At 71.5% G+C, this 20,348-nt stretch carries 16 protein-coding genes; 10 read left to right on the forward strand and 6 right to left on the reverse strand.

What is annotated here, in order from left to right; genetic code table 11:
• Positions 1–128 precede the first annotated feature (128 nt).
• The 3 genes from PV679_RS31735 to fxsA all read left to right on the forward strand — a co-directional run bounded on the left by PV679_RS31735 (position 129) and on the right by fxsA (position 3,716).
• Positions 129–1,730: an amidohydrolase gene (locus PV679_RS31735; protein ID WP_416069844.1), complete on the forward strand. Its 1,602-nt coding sequence runs from the start codon at positions 129–131 to the stop codon at positions 1,728–1,730.
• Positions 1,731–2,277: 547 nt separating this feature from the next.
• Positions 2,278–3,045, forward strand: coding sequence for a polyprenol monophosphomannose synthase (locus tag PV679_RS31740; protein WP_319684183.1), 768 nt, complete (start codon positions 2,278–2,280; stop codon positions 3,043–3,045).
• Positions 3,046–3,110: 65 nt separating this feature from the next.
• Entirely contained in the window at positions 3,111–3,716 is a 606-nt protein-coding gene (fxsA, locus tag PV679_RS31745; RefSeq protein ID WP_319684184.1) for an FxsA family membrane protein, read from the forward strand.
• 133 nt (positions 3,717–3,849) lie between these two features.
• Here the strand turns inward: fxsA and PV679_RS31750 are convergent, their stop codons facing one another.
• The 4 genes from PV679_RS31750 to PV679_RS31765 form a co-directional block, all read right to left on the reverse strand.
• A complete protein-coding gene (locus tag PV679_RS31750; protein WP_003959706.1) occupies positions 3,850–4,224 on the reverse strand; it encodes an RNA polymerase-binding protein RbpA in 375 nt (124 codons plus the stop codon).
• A gap of 255 nt (positions 4,225–4,479) precedes the next feature.
• Positions 4,480–5,835 (reverse strand): MFS transporter, encoded by a 1,356-nt coding sequence (locus PV679_RS31755; RefSeq protein ID WP_319684185.1) that lies wholly within the window; start codon positions 5,833–5,835, stop codon positions 4,480–4,482.
• Positions 5,836–5,875: 40 nt separating this feature from the next.
• A complete protein-coding gene (locus PV679_RS31760) occupies positions 5,876–6,640 on the reverse strand; it encodes a glycerophosphodiester phosphodiesterase (protein WP_319684186.1) in 765 nt (254 codons plus the stop codon).
• Positions 6,637–7,305 (reverse strand): hypothetical protein, encoded by a 669-nt coding sequence (locus PV679_RS31765; protein ID WP_319684187.1) that lies wholly within the window; start codon positions 7,303–7,305, stop codon positions 6,637–6,639. Before PV679_RS31765 ends, PV679_RS31760 begins: the two co-directional genes overlap by 4 nt.
• A 100-nt stretch (positions 7,306–7,405) precedes the next feature.
• On the opposite strand from PV679_RS31765, the gene PV679_RS31770 reads away from it, so the two are divergent.
• On the forward strand, positions 7,406–8,905 hold the full coding sequence (locus PV679_RS31770) for a PLP-dependent aminotransferase family protein (protein ID WP_319684188.1): 1,500 nt from the start codon (positions 7,406–7,408) through the stop codon (positions 8,903–8,905).
• Between the two features lie 42 nt (positions 8,906–8,947).
• On the opposite strand, the gene PV679_RS31775 is transcribed toward PV679_RS31770, so the two are convergent.
• Both PV679_RS31775 and PV679_RS31780 read right to left on the reverse strand, forming a co-directional pair.
• On the reverse strand, positions 8,948–10,546 hold the full coding sequence (locus PV679_RS31775) for a hypothetical protein (protein ID WP_319684190.1): 1,599 nt from the start codon (positions 10,544–10,546) through the stop codon (positions 8,948–8,950).
• A 37-nt stretch (positions 10,547–10,583) separates the two neighbouring features.
• Complete coding sequence (locus PV679_RS31780) at positions 10,584–10,778, reverse strand: hypothetical protein (protein ID WP_319684191.1); 195 nt, start codon at positions 10,776–10,778, stop codon at positions 10,584–10,586.
• A 295-nt stretch (positions 10,779–11,073) separates the two neighbouring features.
• Between PV679_RS31780 and PV679_RS31785 the strand changes: the two genes are divergently transcribed.
• The 6 genes from PV679_RS31785 to PV679_RS31810 all read left to right on the forward strand — a co-directional run bounded on the left by PV679_RS31785 (position 11,074) and on the right by PV679_RS31810 (position 20,347).
• Positions 11,074–11,466 (forward strand): ankyrin repeat domain-containing protein, encoded by a 393-nt coding sequence (locus PV679_RS31785; RefSeq protein WP_319684193.1) that lies wholly within the window; start codon positions 11,074–11,076, stop codon positions 11,464–11,466.
• Positions 11,467–11,851: 385 nt separating this feature from the next.
• On the forward strand, positions 11,852–13,270 hold the full coding sequence (locus tag PV679_RS31790; RefSeq protein ID WP_319684195.1) for a HEAT repeat domain-containing protein: 1,419 nt from the start codon (positions 11,852–11,854) through the stop codon (positions 13,268–13,270).
• Positions 13,271–13,471: 201 nt separating this feature from the next.
• The gene (locus tag PV679_RS31795; protein WP_319684197.1) at positions 13,472–14,590 is read left to right on the forward strand and encodes a glycosyltransferase family 1 protein; all 1,119 of its coding nucleotides are present in this window, start codon (positions 13,472–13,474) and stop codon (positions 14,588–14,590) included.
• The gene (locus tag PV679_RS31800; protein ID WP_319684199.1) at positions 14,587–15,753 is read left to right on the forward strand and encodes a glycosyltransferase; all 1,167 of its coding nucleotides are present in this window, start codon (positions 14,587–14,589) and stop codon (positions 15,751–15,753) included. Before PV679_RS31795 ends, PV679_RS31800 begins: the two co-directional genes overlap by 4 nt.
• Entirely contained in the window at positions 15,750–16,751 is a 1,002-nt protein-coding gene (locus PV679_RS31805; RefSeq protein ID WP_319684201.1) for an SGNH/GDSL hydrolase family protein, read from the forward strand. Before PV679_RS31800 ends, PV679_RS31805 begins: the two co-directional genes overlap by 4 nt.
• On the forward strand, positions 16,748–20,347 hold the full coding sequence (locus PV679_RS31810) for a hydantoinase B/oxoprolinase family protein (protein ID WP_319684202.1): 3,600 nt from the start codon (positions 16,748–16,750) through the stop codon (positions 20,345–20,347). The genes PV679_RS31805 and PV679_RS31810 overlap by 4 nt, the downstream gene beginning before the upstream one ends.
• The last annotated feature ends 1 nt before the right edge of the window (position 20,348 follow it).

Below are 20,348 nucleotides of genomic sequence, written 5' to 3' on the forward strand. Positions count from 1 at the left end.
TCTATTCTGTCGCCAGGTAGCTTGCTCCCGTGTGTTTTTTATCTGTCATTTCTTTACCGGCCACGCTGAGCTACACTAGGTTATTCGTGGGCAGCGTCAGGTGTTTATAAAGACCAGAACCCCGCACCGTGCTGCTGCGCGGTGGAGAAGTCCACAGCCCCGCCGACCCCTTCGCCACCGCCATGGTCGTCGAACGCGGCCATGTCGCCTGGGTCGGCTCGGAAGGCGCCGCGGACGCCTTCTCCTCCGGTGTCGACGAGGTCATCGACCTCGAAGGCGCACTCGTCACGCCCGCGTTCACCGACGCCCATGTCCACACCACCGCGACCGGCCTCGCCCTCACCGGCCTCGATCTCTCCGCCGCCGCCGGCCTGCAGGAAGCGCTCTCACTCGTACGGGCCCACCGCGCCGCGCATCCCGGCGACCGGATTCTTCTCGGTCACGGCTGGGACCCCACCCGCTGGCCGGAACAGCGCCCGCCGTCCCGCGCCGAACTCGACGAGGCGGCCGGCGGCCGGCCGCTCTATCTGACCCGGATCGACGTGCACTCGGCGGTGGTGACCACCGCCCTGCTCGATCTCGTTCCCGGTGTCACCTCACTCACCGGCTACCATCCGGACGCTCCGCTGACCGCCGCCGCGCACCACGCCGTACGCGCGGCGGCCCACGGCGCCATCACCGCGCGCCAGCGCGCCGAGGCCCAGCGGGCGGCGCGGCACCGGGCCGCGTCGCTCGGCATCGGGACCCTCCATGAGTGCGCGGGGCCGGACATCTCCGACGAGGAGGACTTCACCGCGCTGCTCAAACTGGCGGCCGAGGAGCCGGGGCCGCGGCTCCACGGCTACTGGGCCGAGCAGATCACCGACGAGAAGGGCGCCAGGCGCGTCCGTGAGCTGGGCGCCGTGGGAGCCGCTGGTGATCTCTTCGTCGACGGTTCGCTGGGCTCCCACACCGCCGCTCTGCGCGATCCGTACGCCGACGCCGCGCACCGCGGCACCGCCCATCTCGACGCGGCGGCGGTCGCGGCCCATGTCGCCGCCTGCACCGAGGCCGGGCTGCAGGCCGGCTTCCATGCCATCGGCGACGCCGCGATCGGTACCGTCGTCGACGGTGTACGGGCCGCGGCGGAGCGGCTGGGCCTGGCGCGTATCAGAGCGGCCAGGCATCGCGTCGAACATGCCGAGATGCTCACCTCCGAGACCATCTCCGCCTTCGCGGAGCTGGGACTCACCGCTTCCGTGCAGCCGGCCTTCGACGCGTTCTGGGGCGGCGAGAACGGTATGTACGCGCGACGGCTCGGCGCCGACCGCGCCCGTACGCTCAATCCGTACGCCGCGCTGCTGCGCGCCGGTGTCCCGCTGGCCTTCGGATCGGACAGCCCGGTGACCCCGACGGATCCCTGGGGCACGGTCCGGGCGGCGGCGTTCCACCGCACTCCCGAGCACCGGATCTCGGTGCGTGCCGCGTTCACCGCCCATACCCGTGGCGGCTGGCGGGCCGTCGGACGGGACGACGCGGGCACGCTCGTGCCCGGCGCTCCCGCCGACTACGCCGTCTGGCGCACCGACGAGTTGGTGGTCCAGGCTCCCGACGACCGGGTGGCCCGCTGGTCCACCGATCCGCGCTCCGGTACGCCCGGTCTGCCGGATCTCACACCGGGCCGTCCGCTGCCCGAGTGCCTGCGGACGGTGGTGTTCGGGCGAACGGTGTTCGTGCGACCGAATGAGTGACGTACGGACATTTCGTACCGCCGACCGATGCCCGCCGGTCTCCGCCGCGACCTGCGGATCTTCCCCGCTGACCTGGTGATTTGCGGCAACGTCGCAGGTCAAACGGCTATTGACAGTAAGTAGCCACCGGCGGGTAGGTTCGGCCGAGTCCACCACAGGATGTCCGTCCGGCAACCTTCACGCAGTCTTCGAACACCGCTGGGCCATGGGGCGGTGTGCCGCACCGGCGCACCACCGCTGGGAGCCAGGTCCAGCGCTCGTGTTCAGGGGGCCGGGGAAGGGGCAAGCCGGCCGGCGGGTGCGACCCGGGTGGGGCCCGGCGTTCAGTAGACAACGGCTTTCGGTCGACCCGCAGCCAGCGGGTCCCAGGTCGGCCCGAAGGACGCCGGGTCCCGATCCGCAGTTCGTGTTCATATGAGATCTCCGGTTCCGTACACCATCTCCGGACATCGCCCCTCGCCCGCGCTCCGTCTCACCACCATGGTGGTCGTTGCCCCCGGCGTGCTCGCTAAGGTGTGCATAGGCGTACGGCGATTAAGGGGCAGTAGTGAACGACGGTGATCAGAGGCGGTACGGCCCGCTCGGTACAGCCTTGGTGATCATCCCGACCTACAACGAGGCCGAGAACATCAGGCCGATCGTCTCCCGGGTGCGCGCCGCGGTGCCGGCGGCCGACATCCTCATCGCCGACGACAACAGCCCTGACGGCACCGGCAAGATCGCCGATGAGCTGGCCGCCGAGGACAGCCAGGTCAAGGTGTTGCACCGGAAGGGCAAGCAGGGCCTCGGCGCCGCCTATCTGGCGGGCTTCCGCTGGGGCATCGAGCACGGTTACGGCGTACTCATCGAGATGGACGCCGACGGCTCCCACCAGCCCGAGGAACTGCCCCGCCTGCTGACCGCGCTCAAGGGCGCTGATCTGGTCCTCGGTTCGCGCTGGGTGCCGGGCGGCCGCGTTGTCAACTGGCCCAGGAGCAGAGAGATCCTCTCCCGTGGCGGCAGTACCTATTCACGGGTCCTGCTCGGCGTTCCGATCCGCGATGTCACCGGCGGATTCCGGGCCTTCCGCAGAGAGACCCTGGAAGGGCTCGGCCTCGACGCCGTCTCCTCGCAGGGCTACTGCTTCCAGGTCGACCTCGCCCGGCGTGCCGTTGACGCGGGCTTCCATGTGGTCGAGGTGCCCATCACTTTTGTCGAACGGGCGCTGGGAGATTCCAAGATGAGCCGTGACATCGTCGTCGAGGCGCTCTGGCGGGTCACGGCGTGGGGCGTCGAGTCCAGGGCCAACCGTCTGCTCGGCCGTAAGTCCGGCTGATTCGGGACGGTCATTTTGACCGTCCTCATACGCCGTTCAGATGTGGTCCCAGGCACACTGGGGACATGACGACAGCGCAACCGGCCGGCACCGCTCCCAAGCGTTCCCGTGCTCGCACCCTCATCCCGCTGGGCATCGCCGTCTGGCTGGTGCTGGAGATCTGGCTGCTGACCGTCGTGGGCGACGTCGCGGGCGGGCTGGCGGTCCTGCTGCTGCTCGTCGGCGGAGTAGTGCTCGGAGCGGTGGTCATGAAGAGCGCGGGCCGCCGGGCCTTCCGCAATCTGACCGAGACGCTGCAACGACAGCAGCGGCAGCAGCGGGAGCACCCGGGAGAGGTCCTCGGCCCGGACACCGGCTCGGGCAGCGGTGGCAATGGCTTCCTGATGCTGGGCGGGCTGCTGATCATGCTGCCGGGGCTGATCACCGATGTGCTGGGGCTGGTGCTGCTCGTACCGCCGGTACGGTCGGTTCTGAGCCGTTACGCGGAGCGCTCACTGGAGCGGCGGATGAGCGCCGTGGCCGCTCCCGGCAGCTTCGGAGAGGCATTTCAGCAGGCCCGGATGCACCAGCCGGACGGCAAGGTGGTCCAGGGCGAGGTCATCAAGCAGGACGAGCGGCCTCGCCGCGAGGACCGCGAGGACAAGGGCCCGCGGCCGCCTCTGACCTCCTGACTGACCGAGGCCACCACACGCACCAGGACAGCGCAAGCCGCGGGCCCCGGCACACACTCGGTGTGGCGGGGCCCGCGGCTTCTGCTGTTGTCGCTTGTCTTGTGCGGTGATGTCTTGTGCGGTGGCTACGCGGTCAGGCGGACTTCCGGCTGTCCCGCGGATGCACGGCGATGTTCATGGCGCCGGAGCGCAGGACCGCCAGCCTCTCGGCCAGCACCTCCTCCAGCTCCTCGCGTGTCCGCCGCTCCATGAGCATGTCCCAGTGCGTACGCGCAGGCTTGCCCTTCTTCTCTTCGGGGCCATCCCCGTCCACCAGGAGTGCCTGGGCGCCACACGCCTTGCACTCCCACTCCGGCGGAATTTCCGCCTCTACCGAGAACGGCATCTCAAATCGATGGCCGTTCTGGCATGCGTACTCCACCGCCTGGCGCGGGGCCAGATCGATGCCGCGGTCCGTCTCGTAGCTGGTAACCACGAGTCGCGTGCCGCGGAGAGCTCGCTCACTCATGAATCGTGCCTCCCGGGCTTGTCGCCCACAGGACAGGTGTCGCTGTCGTCGTCATCCGGTCAACGTCCGGTCGGCGGTAAAGATTCCCGTTCCGGGTCATGCGTCGCCCGTCGTGCCGCCCCTTGTTGTACCCACCGGTGCCCGGTTTGTCACATCTGCCAGGAGATGTCACCCAACGAATTGATTTCCGCAATACGCGGTAACGGTTCGCCCGGCAGGCCAAACGCGTACACTACCGCCCTTTCACTTCAACGTCTAAATCCGGTCCGGCACGGGGTTTCCCGCCGCCGCGATGGCCTGTCTGACCGGCACCCTTGCCAGCAGGCCGAATCCGAGTACGAAGAAGACCACCAGCGAGATGATCGCATCCCGGTAGCTGCCGGTGAGCTGATACGCGAGACCGAACACCAGTGGCCCCAGCCAGCTCAGTCCCCGGTCGCTCATCTCGTACGCGGAGAAGTACTCGGCCTCCTTCCCGCGCGGCACGAGATGCGAGAAGAGTGAACGGGACAGTGCCTGGCTGCCGCCCAGCACCAGCCCGATCGCCGCGGCCAGCGCGTAGAACGCCGTCGGCGCGCCGGCGGGCAGGAAATACCCCGATGCGAGGATGAGCGTCCAGACGGCCAGCGAGCCCAGGATGGTGCGCTTGGCCCCGTACGACCTGGCCATCCGGCCCATGCCCAGCGCGCCCGCCACCGCCAGAATCTGCACCAGCAGCACGGCCGTGATCAATGTCGTCTGGTCCAGGCCCAGTTCCTCCGACCCGTAGATCGAGGCCTGCGAGATCACCGTCTGGATGCCGTCGTTGTAGACGAGATAGGCGAGCAGGAAGGACAGGGTCAGCGGATGGCGGCGCATGTCCCGCAGCGTGGCCACAAGCTGCCGCCAGCCGGAGCCCACGGCGCCCGCGGTTCCCGCGGCGTATGGCGGCACCCGGCGGTCGCGCAGCCGGCGCAGCGGCACCAGCGTGAAGGCGCCCCACCACACACCGGCCGAGGCCAGACAGATCCGGACCGCCGTGGACTCCGAGAGGCCGAACGAGTCGTGGCCGGTGTAGAGCACGAGATTGAGCACGAGCATGAACGCGCCCGACGTGTAGCCGAAGGCCCAGCCCCGGGAGGAGACCGCGTCGCGCTCCTCCGGTCCGGCGATCTGAGGCAGATACGCGTTGTAGAGCACCATCGACACCGACAGTGAGGCGTTCGCCACGATCAGCAGCAGCGCGCCCAGCAGATAACGGTCGCCGTCCAGGAAGAACATGCCCGCGGTGGCGCCCGCGCCCAGATAGGCGGCGGCGGCCAGCAGCGGTTTCTTGCGCCCGGTACGGTCCGCGGCGGCGCCGGCCAGCGGCATCACCAGCACGGCCACCACGACCGACACGGAGACGGCGTACGCGAAGACCGAGCCCGCGCGCACGGGTATGCCCAGCGGATGGACAAAGCCCTCGGCGTCGGCGGCGGCCTTCGCCACCGAAGTCAGATACGGCCCGAGGAAGACCGTGAGCACGCTCGTCGAATAGACGGAGCACGCGAAGTCGTAGAAATACCAGCCGCGTTGCTCGCGACTGCGGTCCGCCGCCTCGTCGGCCCGGTCCACGGTGTCGGCGGTCACCCCGCGCCCCCTCGCTCTCCCCGTGTCGACGCCCGCCCGGTCATGACCAGGCTCCGCGCGCGGTGAGCACCGCGCGCAGCGTCTCCAGATGATCGGTCATGATGCCATCCACGCCAAGATCCAGGAGAACCTCCATCCGATCCGGTTCGTTGACCGTCCAGACATGGACCTGGAGGCCGCGCGCGTGCGCCGTCCTGACAAAGCGCTCGTCCACCACCCGGATGCCGTTCTGTTTCTCCGGGACCTGCGCGCACACGGCGCCCGGCCGGACGGAGGCGGCGATTCCGTACGAGCGCAGCCGCAGCCCGAGCACGCCCCGTACGCCGTACGAGGTGGCGAGCCGGGGGCCCGCGAGCCGCGCCGCGCCCGCCACCCGGGCCTCGGAGAAGGAACCGACACACACCCGGTCCCAGCTCCCGGTCCGCCGGATCAGATCGACCAGCGGGACCAGCGCGGGCGCCGCCTTGATGTCCACGTTCCAGCGGGCCTCGGGAAATTCCTCCAGCAGCTCCTCGAAGAGCGGCAGCGGTTCGCTGCCCGCCACCCGCGCCCGGCGCACCTCGTCCCACGGCAGGTCGGCTATCCGGCCCCGGGCGTCGGTCATCCGGTCCAGGGTCGGGTCGTGGAAGGCGACGAGCCGGCCGTCGGCGGTGGCGTGCACATCGGTCTCGAAGTAGCGGTATCCGAGGCCGGCCGCGCGCCGGAACGCGGCGGCGGTGTTCTCCAGGCCGTCCGCCGCGCCGCCGCGATGAGCGAACGCGATCGGGACCGGCCGGTCCAGGTAGGGATGGGATAGGCGAGTCACCGCCGCAGTATGGCCTGCTCCGGTGACCCGGCGGCGACGGCCGTGCTGCCGGGGTGCGCCGCCGGGATGGCGAAGACGCGCAGGAAGAGCTGGGCCAGCGGTCCGATGGCGAGGGCGTAGAGCAGCGTGCCGATGCCCACCGAGCCGCCGAGCGCGAAACCGGTGGCGACGACGACCACCTCGATCGCCGTACGGACCAGCCGGACCGAGCGGCCGGACAGCCGGTGCAGCCCGGTCATCAGGCCGTCGCGCGGCCCCGGGCCGAACCGGGCGGCTATGTAGAGGCCGGTGGCCGCGCCGTTGAGGACGATGCCGGCGATCAGCAGCGTGACGCGGGCGACGGGGCCGTGACCGTCCGGGACAAGGGCGAGAGTGGCGTCCATCGCGATCCCGACCGCGAACACATTGGAGACCGTGCCGAGTCCCGGGCGCTCCCTGAGCGGGATCCAGAGCAGCAGCACCGCGGCGCCGACGATGATCGAGACGACTCCCATCGTGAGCCCGGTGAGCCGGGCCAGTCCCTGGTGCAGTACTCCCCACGGCTCCAGGCCGAGGCCGCCGCGGACCAGCAGCGCCGCGCTCGCTCCGTACAGCGCGAGGCCGGCGTAGAGCTGACACAGCCGACGGACGAGACGCCCGCCCCGGAGGCCGGAGGTGATGGACACGATGCTGCTCCCTGATGCGATGGTGGACTGATACATGGCACTCTGTGGCTGGCCGACCGAGGCCAACCATGGCCAATTCGGAGAAGGTGGACTGATTTCCATGGCCCAGTGGACCTCAGCGGTCGGCGTGGCTCAGCTCGCCCGCCAGTTGACCGCTCAGCAGAGCCGGCCCACCGGCGCCGGTACGCGCCGCCCGCCCGCCTACCGGTCTCTCGCCGACGGCATCAGGCTGCTCGTCCTCGAAGGCCGGGTCCCGGTCGCCGCCCGCCTCCCGGCCGAACGCGAACTGGCCCTCTCGCTGTCCGTGAGCCGTACGACGGTGGCCGCCGCGTACGAGGCGCTGCGCGCGGAGGGCTTTCTCGAATCCCGCAGGGGCGCCGGTAGCTGGACCGCGGTGCCGGCGGGCATTCCGCTGCCCGCGCGCGGTCTGGAGCCGCTGCCTCCGGAGTCGCTCGGCTCGATGATCGATCTCGGCACCGCCGCACTGCCGGCTCCCGAGCCCTGGCTGACCCGGGGCGTCCAGGGAGCGCTGGAGGAGCTGCCGCCGTACGCGCACACCCATGGCGACTATCCGGCCGGTGTTCCGGCGCTGCGCCGGATGCTCGCCGACCGCTACACCGAGCGCGGCATTCCGACCATGCCGGAACAGATCATGGTCACCACGGGCGCGATGGGTGCGATCGACGCGATCTGTCATCTCTTCGCGGGCCGTGGTGAGCGGATCGCGGTGGAGTCGCCCTCCTACGCGAACATCCTCCAGCTCATGCGGGAGGCGGGCGCCAGACTGGTGCCGGTCGCCATGGCGGAGGGACTGACCGGCTGGGATCTGTACCGCTGGCGGCAGGTGTTCCGGGACGCGGCTCCCCGGCTCGCCTATGTCGTCGCCGACTTCCACAATCCGACCGGCGCCCTGGCCGACGAGGACCAGCGGCGCGGTCTGGTCGAGGCCGCGCGCTCGGCGGGCACGGTGCTGATCGTCGACGAGACCATGTCCGAGCTGTCCCTGGACGCGGATGTCGACATGCCGCGGCGGGTCTGCGCGTTCGACCCGGCGGGCAGCACGGTCCTGACGGTCGGTTCGGCCAGCAAGGCGTTCTGGGCGGGGATGCGGATCGGATGGGTGCGCGCGGCGCCGGATGTGATCCGGTCCCTGGTCGCGGCCCGCGCGTACGCCGATCTCGGCACTCCGGTGCTCGAACAGCTCGCCGTGAGCTGGCTGATGCGGACCGGCGGCTGGGAAGAGGCGGTCGCTCTGCGGCGCGTCCAGGCGCGGGAGAACCGGGACGCGCTGGTGGCGGCGGTGCGCGAGCGGCTGCCCGACTGGGAGTTCGAGGTGCCGCGTGGCGGGCTGACGCTGTGGGTGCGTACCGGAGGACTGTCCGGCTCACGTCTCGCGGAGGCCGGCGAGCGGGTCGGTGTACGGGTGCCCTCCGGGCCGCGCTTCGGCGTCGACGGCGCGTTCGAAGGCTACGTACGGCTGCCGTTCACCGTCAGCGGCCCGGTCGCCGTCGAGGCGGCGGCCCGGCTCGCGGCGGCCGCGCGCCTGGTGGAGACCGGAGCGAGCACCGGCACGGACGCGCCGCGCACCTTCGTCGCCTGACGACGCAGGCAGCCGCGCGGGACGGGGCCGGCGGGCGGACCGTCAGCCCTCGGCCGGCACCGGATCGGTGACGCGGTCCGCCGCCCGCTCCTGGCCGTGTTCCTGGACCGGCAGCGCGGCCGTGGTCTCGTCGAACGTGTGATGGGGCTCGGGAAGGAGCGCCAGGACGGCCCGGCGGTGCGCCTCGCTCGTCGCGCTGTCGTACGGGTCGGGAGTGGCCGGGACCTGGAGACGGAGCACGGGACCCGCGCCGAGCCGGGCGTATCCCCTGCCCGGCGGGACGTGCGAGGTGGGTGTGGTGTGCGGCGGCGCGCCCAGCACGGTCTCCACCTGCGAGGACGTGGCGGGCCCCAGGACGACCCGGGCGCGGGTGTGTGTCCGTACGGCCTCGCTGAGCGAGTCCAGGCTGTCGAGCTGGTCGGCCACGACCACCGTCACATGGACGGCCCTGCCATGGCGCAGCGGTACGTCCAGCAGGAGCTGGGGATCGGTCCGGCCGTCGGCGGCGGCGAGATGTCCGAAGACGCTCGGCCGGTCCAGCAGGATCCACAGCGGACGCCTGGTGTCGTCGGGCGGAGGATGGCCGGCCTGCCGGGCCCGGTTGGTGGCGATCAGCCGCCGCTCGGTCTCCTGCGCGGCCCATTCGAGGCCGGCCAGCGCGCCGGCCAGTCCGCACTCCACGGCCAGTACGCCGGTGCGTCCCGGCAGGCAGGCGAACTCTCCTGTGCCACTGCCTTCCACGACCAGTACCTCGCCGTGCTGGAGGGCCTGGAGCGCGATGGAGCGCAGCAGGCTCGTGGCGCCGCTGCCGGGCTGGCCGACGACCAGGAGATGCGGCTCCGTCGAGCGGGGTCCGGTCCGCCAGACCACCGCCGGCGCGTCACAGGTCTCGGTGCCCGCGAGAACCGGCACGGTGCGCTGCACGCCGGTGTCGGTGAAGCCGAGGACGGTCTCGCCGGGGACGGTGACGAAGCGCTGAGCGGCGATGGAGGTGGACAGCGCGGGAAGCACGCTCATCGCGAGCTGGTTGAGCTCCTCGTCCCAGTCGAAGAGATACTCGCGGCCACGGCCGGACTTGGCCTGCAGGAGATGCTCGATCCGGGCGCGCGCGGCGGGCTCACCGTCGGTGAAGTAAGCGGGGTATCTCACCCGCAGCCGGGTGAGCCGTCCGGTGCCGTCGAATTCCTGCCCGCTGAACGCCTTGCTCCAGGTGCCGCCGTGGGCGAAGAGCGGACTCGGGTCCTCCGGCACGGAGAAGTACGGCACCAGCGCCTCGTAGAGGGACTGGAGCCGCCGCACCTCCGCGTCGTCGGACCCGGTCCGCGCGGGCGCCCGGTCCCGTCCCTTCCAGCCAGCCGCCGCCATCACCGAGATCAGGACCAGCAGCGGTCCGTACGGCAGGAGCACGACCACCAGGACACAGGCCGCGACGAGGAACAGCGCGGGACCGCGCCGGTCCTTGGGCGTGGCGGCCCATTTCTGCCGGCCCCCGGCGGTCAGCAGCCGCAGACCACGGCTGACCGTGATGAGGGGCTGGAAAACGTCCGTGGCGCTGTCGGCGGCCGTGCGGGCCAGCTCGCGACTGCGAGCGATCTGGGCGCTGCCGCTGCTCAGAATGCGGGGAAGTGGTCGCCGGGCCACGGCTGTCTCCTGAAAGTGCGGAAGGGATGGGCGGACGTCAGAACTTGATCCCGCCCAGGAGACCGGCGAGGCTGTCGCCGCCGGCCGTGATGCTGGGGGCGATGGCGGTGCCCGCCAGATAGAAGCCGAAGAGCGCGCACACCATCATGTGCGAGGCCTTGAGGCCGTCTTTCCTGAAGAAGAGATAGACGATCACTCCGAGCAGTACGACACCTGACATGGACAGAATCATGAGAGTTCTCCTGGTAGAGGGGGACAGTCACCATGAGTCCTTCCAGGATCACCGAAAGTATCTATGCGACAAAAGGTGTGAATGAGTGAAATCTCAGGTATTTCACTGTGCTGGCCCATGCCGAAGAGCCATCCGGAGGGCGGGCCGGCCACCGCCGCGTGATGTGGTGTGCCCGCGATGATCCTCGCGGCGGGCGAGCCGGGTCGGGTCGGCGCCCGCGCAGTACCCTGTCGATTCACTCGTACGGCGCCGTAGCCGTACGTGCCAGGTCAACGGCGTGAAAGGTGGTCCACCGATGAGCGAAGCCCCGGACCCGGAGGTGATCGCCCTGGCGACGAAGATCTTCGATCTGGCCCGGCGCGGCGAGACCGAGGCGCTCGCCGCGTACGTGGACGCCGGTGTGTCCGCCAATCTCACCAATGACAGAGGCGACTCCCTGGTGATGCTCGCCGCCTATCACGGCCACGCACCGGCGGTGGAGGCACTGCTGGCCCGTGGCGCCGACGCGGACCGGCCCAACGACCGCGGGCAGACCCCGCTCGCCGGCGCGGTGTTCAAGGGTGAGGACGCGGTGATCCGGGCGCTGCTGGCCGGCGGCGCCGATCCGACCGGAGGGACTCCCTCCGCCGTGGATACCGCGCGGATGTTTGGGAAGAGGGACCTCCTGGAACTGTTCGGAGCCCAGTGAGACAGACGCCGTAAATGTGGTCGCGGTGGCGAAATGGCTGGGTCATCATGACGTCGGGCCCGTAGGGGGCCACCGACGAGAGGCAGGGAAGATGGTCTGCACCAAGCGGAAGACGACGGTCGACCGAACATGTTGCCGCGAGGCCTAGGCCCTGTCTGACAGATGGCGCCGTCCGCCCGCGGGGCGGGGCCCGCGTGGTCCGGTGGCGTGCGATCGCAAGGCGGAGGAGCGGCCTCGTACGGGACGTACGTGGCCGACACCGACAACGCCGCGAGTGTGCGTGCCGGGCGTCGCGGGCCTGGCGGGATTTTTCAGACAGGGCCTGGGCGCGCGCCTGGCATCCACACCCCCGGTCGTGTCGACAGCTTGATGTGAGGCTTTTCCCATGTTCGATCCAGTCATAGCGCCGAGCGGCACTCTGCTCGGCCTGTTGCAGAGGGGCCGCGGCGACGGCACGCTGCACGCGCTCGCCGCGCCCCGCGCGGAGGCGCTCGCCGCCCTCAACCAGTGCGTACTGAACGACCCGCGCCACGACTGGCAGGTCGAGAACCGTTCGCTGTACTACGCACGCCTGTATCTGGATCTCCACGGCGGTCTTGACGCCGTCGACCGCCATCTCTTCGGTGCCGAGGACCGTTTCGACACCGAGGAGTCCAGGACCGGGCTCGCGCTCGCCGTGCTCGGGCATCTCGCCTCGTACGGCAGGCGCGACGCCCTGGAGCTGCTCCGGCGTTACGCGGCTACGGGGTCCAACTGGGCCTGGGCCCTGGACGAGCTCGCCCTGCGGGACGACGACCAGGGCCTGCGCGCGCTCGCCGTGCCGGTCCTCGCCCGGTTCCCCGCTTCGCCGGAAGGCGACGCCGAGCTGGCGTCCGCCGTACGGGACGCCTTCGAGCCCCGTCCCTGGCGGCTCTGGGCGGACGACCCGCGCGAAGCGATCGGCGCCCGGATCAGGGCCGCCGGTGAACAGGGATCCTTCGACCGCTGGCAACGCCAGCTCCGGCCGAGCGGCCCCCGTCCCGGCTGGAGCGTGCGGGCCGTCTTCGACTGGGCGCAACAGGGCCTCGAACGCGGCACCGCGCTGCATGTCCCCGCCGCCCGCTGTCTCACCGCCGTCGCGGGACCCGACGACCGGCCGATGATCGTCGAGGCCGCCCGCGGCGGCCCCGACGGCGCCCGGTGCGCGGCACTCCACTATCTCGCCGAGGCCCGCGATCCCGTCGTCCTTGATCTGATCGAGGACGCCGCGCTCAGCCCGGACCGTACGGTCGCCGACGCCGCCGTCTCCGCCTTCGAGCGGATGTGCGGAGACGAGGCCGTCGACCGGGCCCGGGGCTGGGTGCACCGGCCGGACGCCCTCGGCGCGTCGGCGGCGGGCGTGCTCGCCACCCGTGGCGGCACCCGGGACACCGAGCTCGTCCTCGGCGCGCTGCGCGAGACGGTACGGGCCCAGGGTCCTGACGCCCCGTCGCTGTGGGCCCTCGTCGACGGCGCGGGACGCCTCGGCATCGTCTGCGCCGCTCCCGTGCTGCGCCATGTCTACCGGGAGACCGCCTCCTCGCAGCTACGCGGCCGTACGGCCCGTGCGCTCGCCGCCACCGATCCCTCCTACGCCACCGGATTCGCCGTGGAGTGCCTGTGGGACTGCGAGGAGACCACCAGGGAGATCGCGGCGAGGCACGCCGAGACCGCCGACGTGCGGGTGGCCGAGCGGCTGCGGCGGCTGGCCGCGGATCCGGCCGAGGAGGCCGAGGTGCAGACCGCCGTACGCAGCCGGATCGGTCCGGACGCCGGAGCGGTATGAGGCGGGACGACTCCGCCGCACCGGTCGCTCCGGCAGGTCCGGGAAGCCTTCCGCCGGAGCGCCTTCCGGGAGGACGTCCGCGCAGCCTTTGCACCTTTGTCGCCTCCTCGGGACGTGCCTGATCCCAATGCTCACGGGACGTTTCCCACGCGGAAAGATCCACGTTGGCAGGGACACGTTCGGCAGGACGACAACACGGATATGCGTGTCGTCATCGTCACCGAGTCCTTTCCGCCAGATGTGAACGGCGTAGCCCACTGCGCCCTGCAGACCGCCCGGCACCTCGCCGCGCGCGGTCATGATCCGCTCGTCATCGCCCCGGCGGTCGCCGCCGATGCCGAGACCGACGCACCGTGCCCCGTGGTGCGCGTGCCCTCCCTGCCGCTGCCCGGCTATCCGCAGGTGCGGGTGGCGCTGCCGAGCCGGCGGGTAGCGGCGACGATCGCCGCGCACCACGCCGATCTCGTCCATCTCGCCGGGCCCTTCGTCCTCGGCGTACGCGGCATGACGGCCGCCGCCCGCCTCGGCGTGCCCGCCGTCGCCGTCTACCAGACCGACCTGGCGGGCTACGCGCGTACCTATGTCGGCGCGGGTGAGGCCGCGGCCTGGCGCCGGATACGCGCCGTGCACACCGCGGCCGACCGCACACTCGCGCCGTCCAGCGCCGCCGTCCGCGATCTCGCGGAACACGGCATCCCGCGGGTGCGGCTCTGGCAGCGAGGCGTGGACACCGTACGGTTCCGGCCAGAACTGCGCGACGAGGCGCTGCGCCGGCGGCTCGCTCCCAACGGAGAGCTGATCGTCGGATATGTCGGCCGGCTGGCGCCCGAGAAGCATGTCGAACTCCTCTCCGGCGTCTGCGAACTGCCCGGCGTCCGGGTCGTGATCGTCGGTGACGGCCCCAGCGAGACCTCGCTGCGCGGCGCGCTGCCCGGCGCGGTCTTCCTGGGCCGTACCACCGGCGACGAACTGGCCCGGGTCTTCGCCTCGTTCGACGTGTTCGCGCACACCGGCCCGTACGAGACCTTCTGCCAGACCGTGCAGGAGGCCATGGCGAGCGGAGTGCCGGTCGTGGCGCCCGCCGCCGGCGGACCGCTCGACCTCGTCGGCCACGGCCGCACCGGACTGCTGGTGACCCCGCACGACGCCGAGGCCGTCACCGAGGCGGTACGGGAACTGGCCTTCGCTCCCGCGCTCCGCGCGGCCTACGGACGGGTCGGACGGGCCACGGTCGAGGGCAGGACCTGGGCCGCGGTGGGCGATCAGCTCCTCGGCCACTACGCCGACGTCCTCGGCGCGCGCACGGCGGTGGTCGCGTGAGCGCCCTGCGGATCGTACGGCTGGCCAACTTCGTCACTCCGGCCTCCGGAGGGCTGCGCACCGCGCTGCGGGAACTCGGCAGCGGCTATCTCGCGGCCGGACACGAGCCCGTGCTGATCGTCCCCGGCGGGCGGGAGACCGACGAGGAGACCGAGCAGGGACGGGTGATCACCCTGCCGGGCCCGGTACTGCCCGGCACCGGCGGATACCGGGTGCTGACCGCGCGGCGGCGGCTGCGCGAGGTGCTCGAAGCGATCGGCCCCGACCGGCTCGAAGTGTCCGACCGGACCACGCTGCGCTGGACGGGAGAGTGGGCGCGGCGCCACCGGGTGCCCTCCGTGATGGTCTCCCACGAGACGGCGGACGGAGTGCTGCGCACCTGGGGCGTGCCGGCCGTCGCGGCGGGACGGACGGCCGACCGGATCAATCTGCGCAGCGCGTGGGCCTATTCGCGGATCGTGTGCACCACCGAGTGGTCGGAGCGTGAGTTCCTCCGGATCGGCGCGCGCAATGTGGTGCGCGCGCCGCTGGGCGTCGATCTGACCCGGTGCAGGCCCGAACGGCGCAGCCAGGCTCTGCGCGAGCGCTACACGCGCGGCGCGGATGTGCTGCTGGTCCTCGGGTCACGGCTCTCGGTGGAGAAGCGCCCAGGAATCGCGCTCGACACGCTCGCCCAGCTTCAGGAGCGCGGCGTACGGGCCGTGCTGGTCGTCGCCGGTGAGGGCCCGCTGCGCGCCGGACTGGCCCGCCGGGCCCGTGCGCAGCGGCTGCCCGCGCTGTTCCTCGGGCATGTCGGCGACCGGGAGGAGATGGCCGATCTGCAGGCCGCCGCCGACATCTGTCTGGCGCCGGGCCCCGCCGAGACCTTCGGACTGTCGGCCCTGGAGGCGCTCGCCTGCGGCACACCGGTCGTCGCGAGCGCGTCCTCGGCGCTGCCCGAGGTGATCGGAGACGCCGGAGCCGCGGCTGCGGACAACGCCGTCGCCTTCGCCGACGCGGTCCAGGATCTGCTGACCCGCCCGGAAGCGGCCCGCCGCGCCGCGGCCCGCACCCGTGCGGAGCTGTTCAGCTGGGACAACTCGGTCGCCGCGTTCCTGGCGGCCCATGACGCGCCGGCGCTGAAGGCCGTGGCTCCCGCGCGCCCGGAAGGAGCGCCGAGATGACGACGCGGCCCGCCGCCGGGACACCGGCGCCGGGTGGCCGTACGGATTCCGGCGGGGCCCCGGCGCCGTCCGCCGGGGCCGGGCCGGCGCCCGAGGCGGTGACAGCCGCGCCGCCCGGCCCGGCCGCGACCCCGCCGCGGACCCTGCGGTACGCCGCACTCGGCGACTCGCTCACCGCCGGTGTCGGCGATCCCGTGGACGGCGGGTGGCGCGGCTGGGCCGCGCTGCTCGGCGCCGGGATCGCGGGCCCGAGCAGCGCGGCCGGTGTGTTCCGTAATTTCGCCGTCAGCGGCGCTCTGACCCGTGACGTCGAGGAACACCAGGCACCGGCCGCCGTCGAGTTCGAACCCGGTGTCGCCTCCGTCGTCGTCGGCGTCAACGACACCCTGCGCCGCGCCTTCGACATCCAGGACCTCGCCCAGCGCCTCGACAGGATCTGCGGCGTCCTCGCCGCGCACGGCACGCTCCTGCTGACTGCCTGCCTGCCCGACCCCGGCAGCATGCTGGGCCTGCCGGCGCCGCTGGCCCGGCCGCTCGCGCGGCGCCAGCGCGCCGTCAACGCCGTCGTGCACGCCCTGTCCACGCGCTACGACACCGTCCATCTGCACATGGCGGACGCCTCCTGGGTCGCCGACCGTTCCCTGTGGAGCGCCGACCGGCTGCATCCCGGTGAGCGCGGCCACCGGATGATCGCCCTGCGCTTTCACGAACTGCTCGCCGCACGCGGGCTCGTGGCCGGCCCGCCGCCCGCACTGGAGACCGACCAGCCCTCGCCCACCCGGACGGCGGCGCTGCTCTGGCTCGCGACCTCGGGCACCGGATGGGTGGCGCGCCGCTGCCGGGATCTCCTGCCCGAGCTGCTGCGACTGGCGGGTGACGAGGTGCGGCACGGGGCCCGGGGCACCAGCTCCCGCCTCGATCTCCACGCCGAGCACGCGCTGTCCCGTGCGCTCGCGGCACTCTCTTCCGGCGCTCCGCTTGCGAGAATGGGAGAATGAGCGGGCGCTGGGAATTCTGGATCGACCGGGGCGGCACCTTCACCGATGTGGTGGGCAGGCGTCCCGACGGAGACCTCGTCGCGAGGAAGCTGCTCTCGCACGATCCGGAGCGGTACCGGGACGCGGCGGTCGCCGGAATCCGGCTGCTGCTCGGTCTCGGACCGCACGACCCGGTCCCGGCCGACCGGATCGATGTCGTCAAGATGGGCACGACCGTCGCCACCAACGCGCTCCTGGAGCGGCGCGGCGAGCCGACCGTCCTGCTCATCACCGAGGGCTTCGGAGACGCCCTGCGGATCGCCTACCAGAACCGGCCCCGTCTGTTCGACCGCCATGTCGTACTGCCGGAGGCGGTGTACGACCGTGTCATCGAGGTCCCGGAGCGGATCGGCGCCGACGGCGCCACCGTACGGCCGCTCGACATGGACACCGTCACCGAACGGCTCCGCGCGGCCCACGGCGACGGCTTCCGGAGCGCCGCCGTCGTACTGATGCACGGCTACCGTCATCCCGAGCACGAGCGTGCCGTCGCGGACGCCGCCCGTGCGGCGGGCTTCACGCAGATCAGTTGCTCCCACGAGGTCAGCCCGCTGATCAAACTCGTGCCGCGCGGTGACACCACCGTCGTGGACGCCTATCTGTCACCGATCCTGCGCCGGTACGTCGACGAGATCGCCGCGGAACTCCGCGGCATCCGCCTGATGTTCATGCAGTCCAACGGCGGGCTGCGCGAGGCGGCCCATTTCCGCGGCAAGGACGCCGTGCTCTCAGGACCGGCCGGTGGTGTGGTCGGCATGGCCCGTACGTCGGAGCAGGCGGGCTTCACCCGCGTCATCGGTTTCGACATGGGCGGCACATCCACCGATGTCTCGCACTACGCGGGCGGATTCGAGCGCGAACTCGGCACACAGGTGGCCGGCGTCCGGATGCGCGCTCCCATGATGAACATCCACACCGTCGCGGCGGGCGGCGGCTCCGTCCTGCACTTCGACGGGCAGCGCTACCGCGTCGGTCCCGACTCGGCGGGCGCGGAGCCGGGACCGGCCTGCTACCGGCGCGGCGGTCCGCTCACCGTGACCGATGCCAATGTGATGCTCGGCCGCGTCCAGCCGGCCCACTTTCCCGCGCTGTTCGGACCGGACGGCGACCAGCCACTGGACGCCGGGATCGTACGCGAACGCTTCACGGAACTGGCCCGGGAGGTACGCGAGGCCACCGGCGTCGAGCGTGCGCCGGAAGAGGTCGCGGCGGGATTCCTGGAGATCGCCGTCCTCAATATGGCCAACGCCGTCAAGAAGATCTCCGTACAGCGCGGACGCGACATCACCCGCTACGCGCTCACCAGTTTCGGCGGCGCCGGCGGCCAGCACGCCTGCGCGGTCGCCGACGCCCTCGGGGTCGACACCGTGATCGTGCCGCCGCTCGCCGGTGTGCTCTCCGCGTACGGCATCGGGCTCGCCGATGCCACCGCCATGCGGGAACAGTCCGTCGAGGCCGAGCTGGACGAGCGGACCCTCGGTGAGGTGCGCGAACTGTGCGACTCCCTCGCGGAGCGCACCCGCGCCGAACTGCGCGCCGACTCCGTCCCGGACGCGGCGATCACCACACACGCGCGTGTGCTGCTCCGCTACGCCGGCACGGACGCGAGTCTGCCGGTCGACCTGGAGGACCTCGCCGCCATGGCCGGTGCGTTCGTGGCCGAACACCGTGCGCGCTACGCCTTCACCATGGACAGACCACTCGTGGTGGAGGCCGTCTCGGTGGAGGCCGTCGGCGCCTCAGGACCGGACACCTCCCGTCCGCTCGTGCGGCCGGGCCGCACCGGTCCCGCCGAGCCGTCGGCGACCGTACGCGTGTTCTCCGACGGCCGCGCACAGGACACCCCGCTGTACCGCCGCGAGGATCTGCGGCCGTCCGACACCGTGACCGGTCCCGCCGTGATCGCCGAGGCCGACGCCACGACCGTCGTCGAACCGGGCTGGCAGGCGGCGCCGGGAGAGCTGGGACATCTGCTGCTCACCCGCGTACGGCCGCGTCCCTCGCGCGTCGCGGTCGGCACCGGTGTCGATCCCGTACTCCTGGAGGTCTTCAACAACCTCTTCATGGCGATCGCCGAACAGATGGGCGTGCGCCTGGAGAACACCGCTCACTCCGTCAACATCAAGGAACGGCTCGACTTCTCCTGCGCGCTCTTCGACGCCGACGGCAATCTGATCGCCAACGCGCCACACATCCCCGTCCACCTCGGCTCGATGGGCGAGTCCATCAAGGAGGTGCTGCGGCGCGACCACGACGAGCTGCGGCCCGGCGACGTCTACGCCATCAACGACCCGTACCACGGCGGCACTCATCTGCCCGATGTGACCGTGGTATCGCCCGTCTTCGACGAACGCGGCGAGCGGCTGGAGTTCCTGGTGGCCTCGCGGGGCCATCACGCCGAGATCGGCGGCATCACTCCCGGCTCCATGCCCGCCTTCAGCACCACCGTCCACGAGGAGGGCGTGCTCTTCGACAACTGGCTGCTCGTCAGGGACGGCCGGCTCCGCGAGGCCGAGACCCGGGAACTGCTCACCACCGCGCGCTATCCGTCCCGTGACCCGGACACGAATCTCGCCGATCTGCGCGCCCAGATCGCGGCGAACGAGAAAGGCATCGCCGAACTGCGGCGCATGGCCGACCAGTTCGGCATCGACGTCGTACAGGCGTACATGGGCCATGTGCGGCGCAACGCCGAGGAGTCCGTACGCCGGATCGTCGCCGGACTGCACGACGGCTGGTACCGCTACGAGACGGACGGCGGAGCGGCGATCGAGGTCGCCGTCCGGGTCGACCGCGCGGCACGCGGCGCGGTCCTGGACTTCACCGGCACCTCGGCGCAGCTCCCGGGCAACTTCAACGCGCCCAGGTCGGTGGTCATGGCCGCCGTCCTCTACGTCTTCAGGACCCTTGTTGCCGACGACATCCCGCTCAACAGCGGCTGTCTGGAGCCGCTGGAGGTACGCGTACCGGAGGGCTCGATGCTGGCGCCCGTATATCCGGCGGCGACCGTCGCGGGCAATGTGGAGACCTCGCAGGCCGTCACCGGCGCGCTGTACGCGGCGCTCGGCGTCCAGGCCGAGGGATCGGGCACCATGAACAACCTCACCTTCGGCAACGACCGGGTGCAGTACTACGAGACCGTCGCGAGCGGCTCCGGCGCCGGCGACGGCTTCGACGGCGCCGACGCCGTACAGACCCATATGACCAACTCCCGTCTCACCGACCCCGAAGTGCTGGAGTGGCGCTGTCCGGTGCGGGTCGACAGCTTCGCGGTCAGGACGGGCAGCGGCGGTCCCGGACGGTGGCGAGGCGGCAACGGAGTCGTACGGCGCATCCGCTTCCTGGAGCCGATGACCGTGACCCTGCTCAGCGGACACCGCAGAGTCCCGCCGTACGGCATGGCCGGCGGCGGCCCCGGCGCGCTCGGCAGCGATGAGGTGGAGCGCGCGGACGGCACGGTCACGCCGCTGCGTGGCGTCGACTCGGTGGAGGTGGCACCAGACGATGTGCTGATCATGCGGACACCGGGCGGAGGCGGCTACGGGACACCGCGCTGAT

The organism is Streptomyces sp. AK02-01A (assembly GCF_033795305.1).
Classification (GTDB): domain Bacteria; phylum Actinomycetota; class Actinomycetes; order Streptomycetales; family Streptomycetaceae; genus Streptomyces.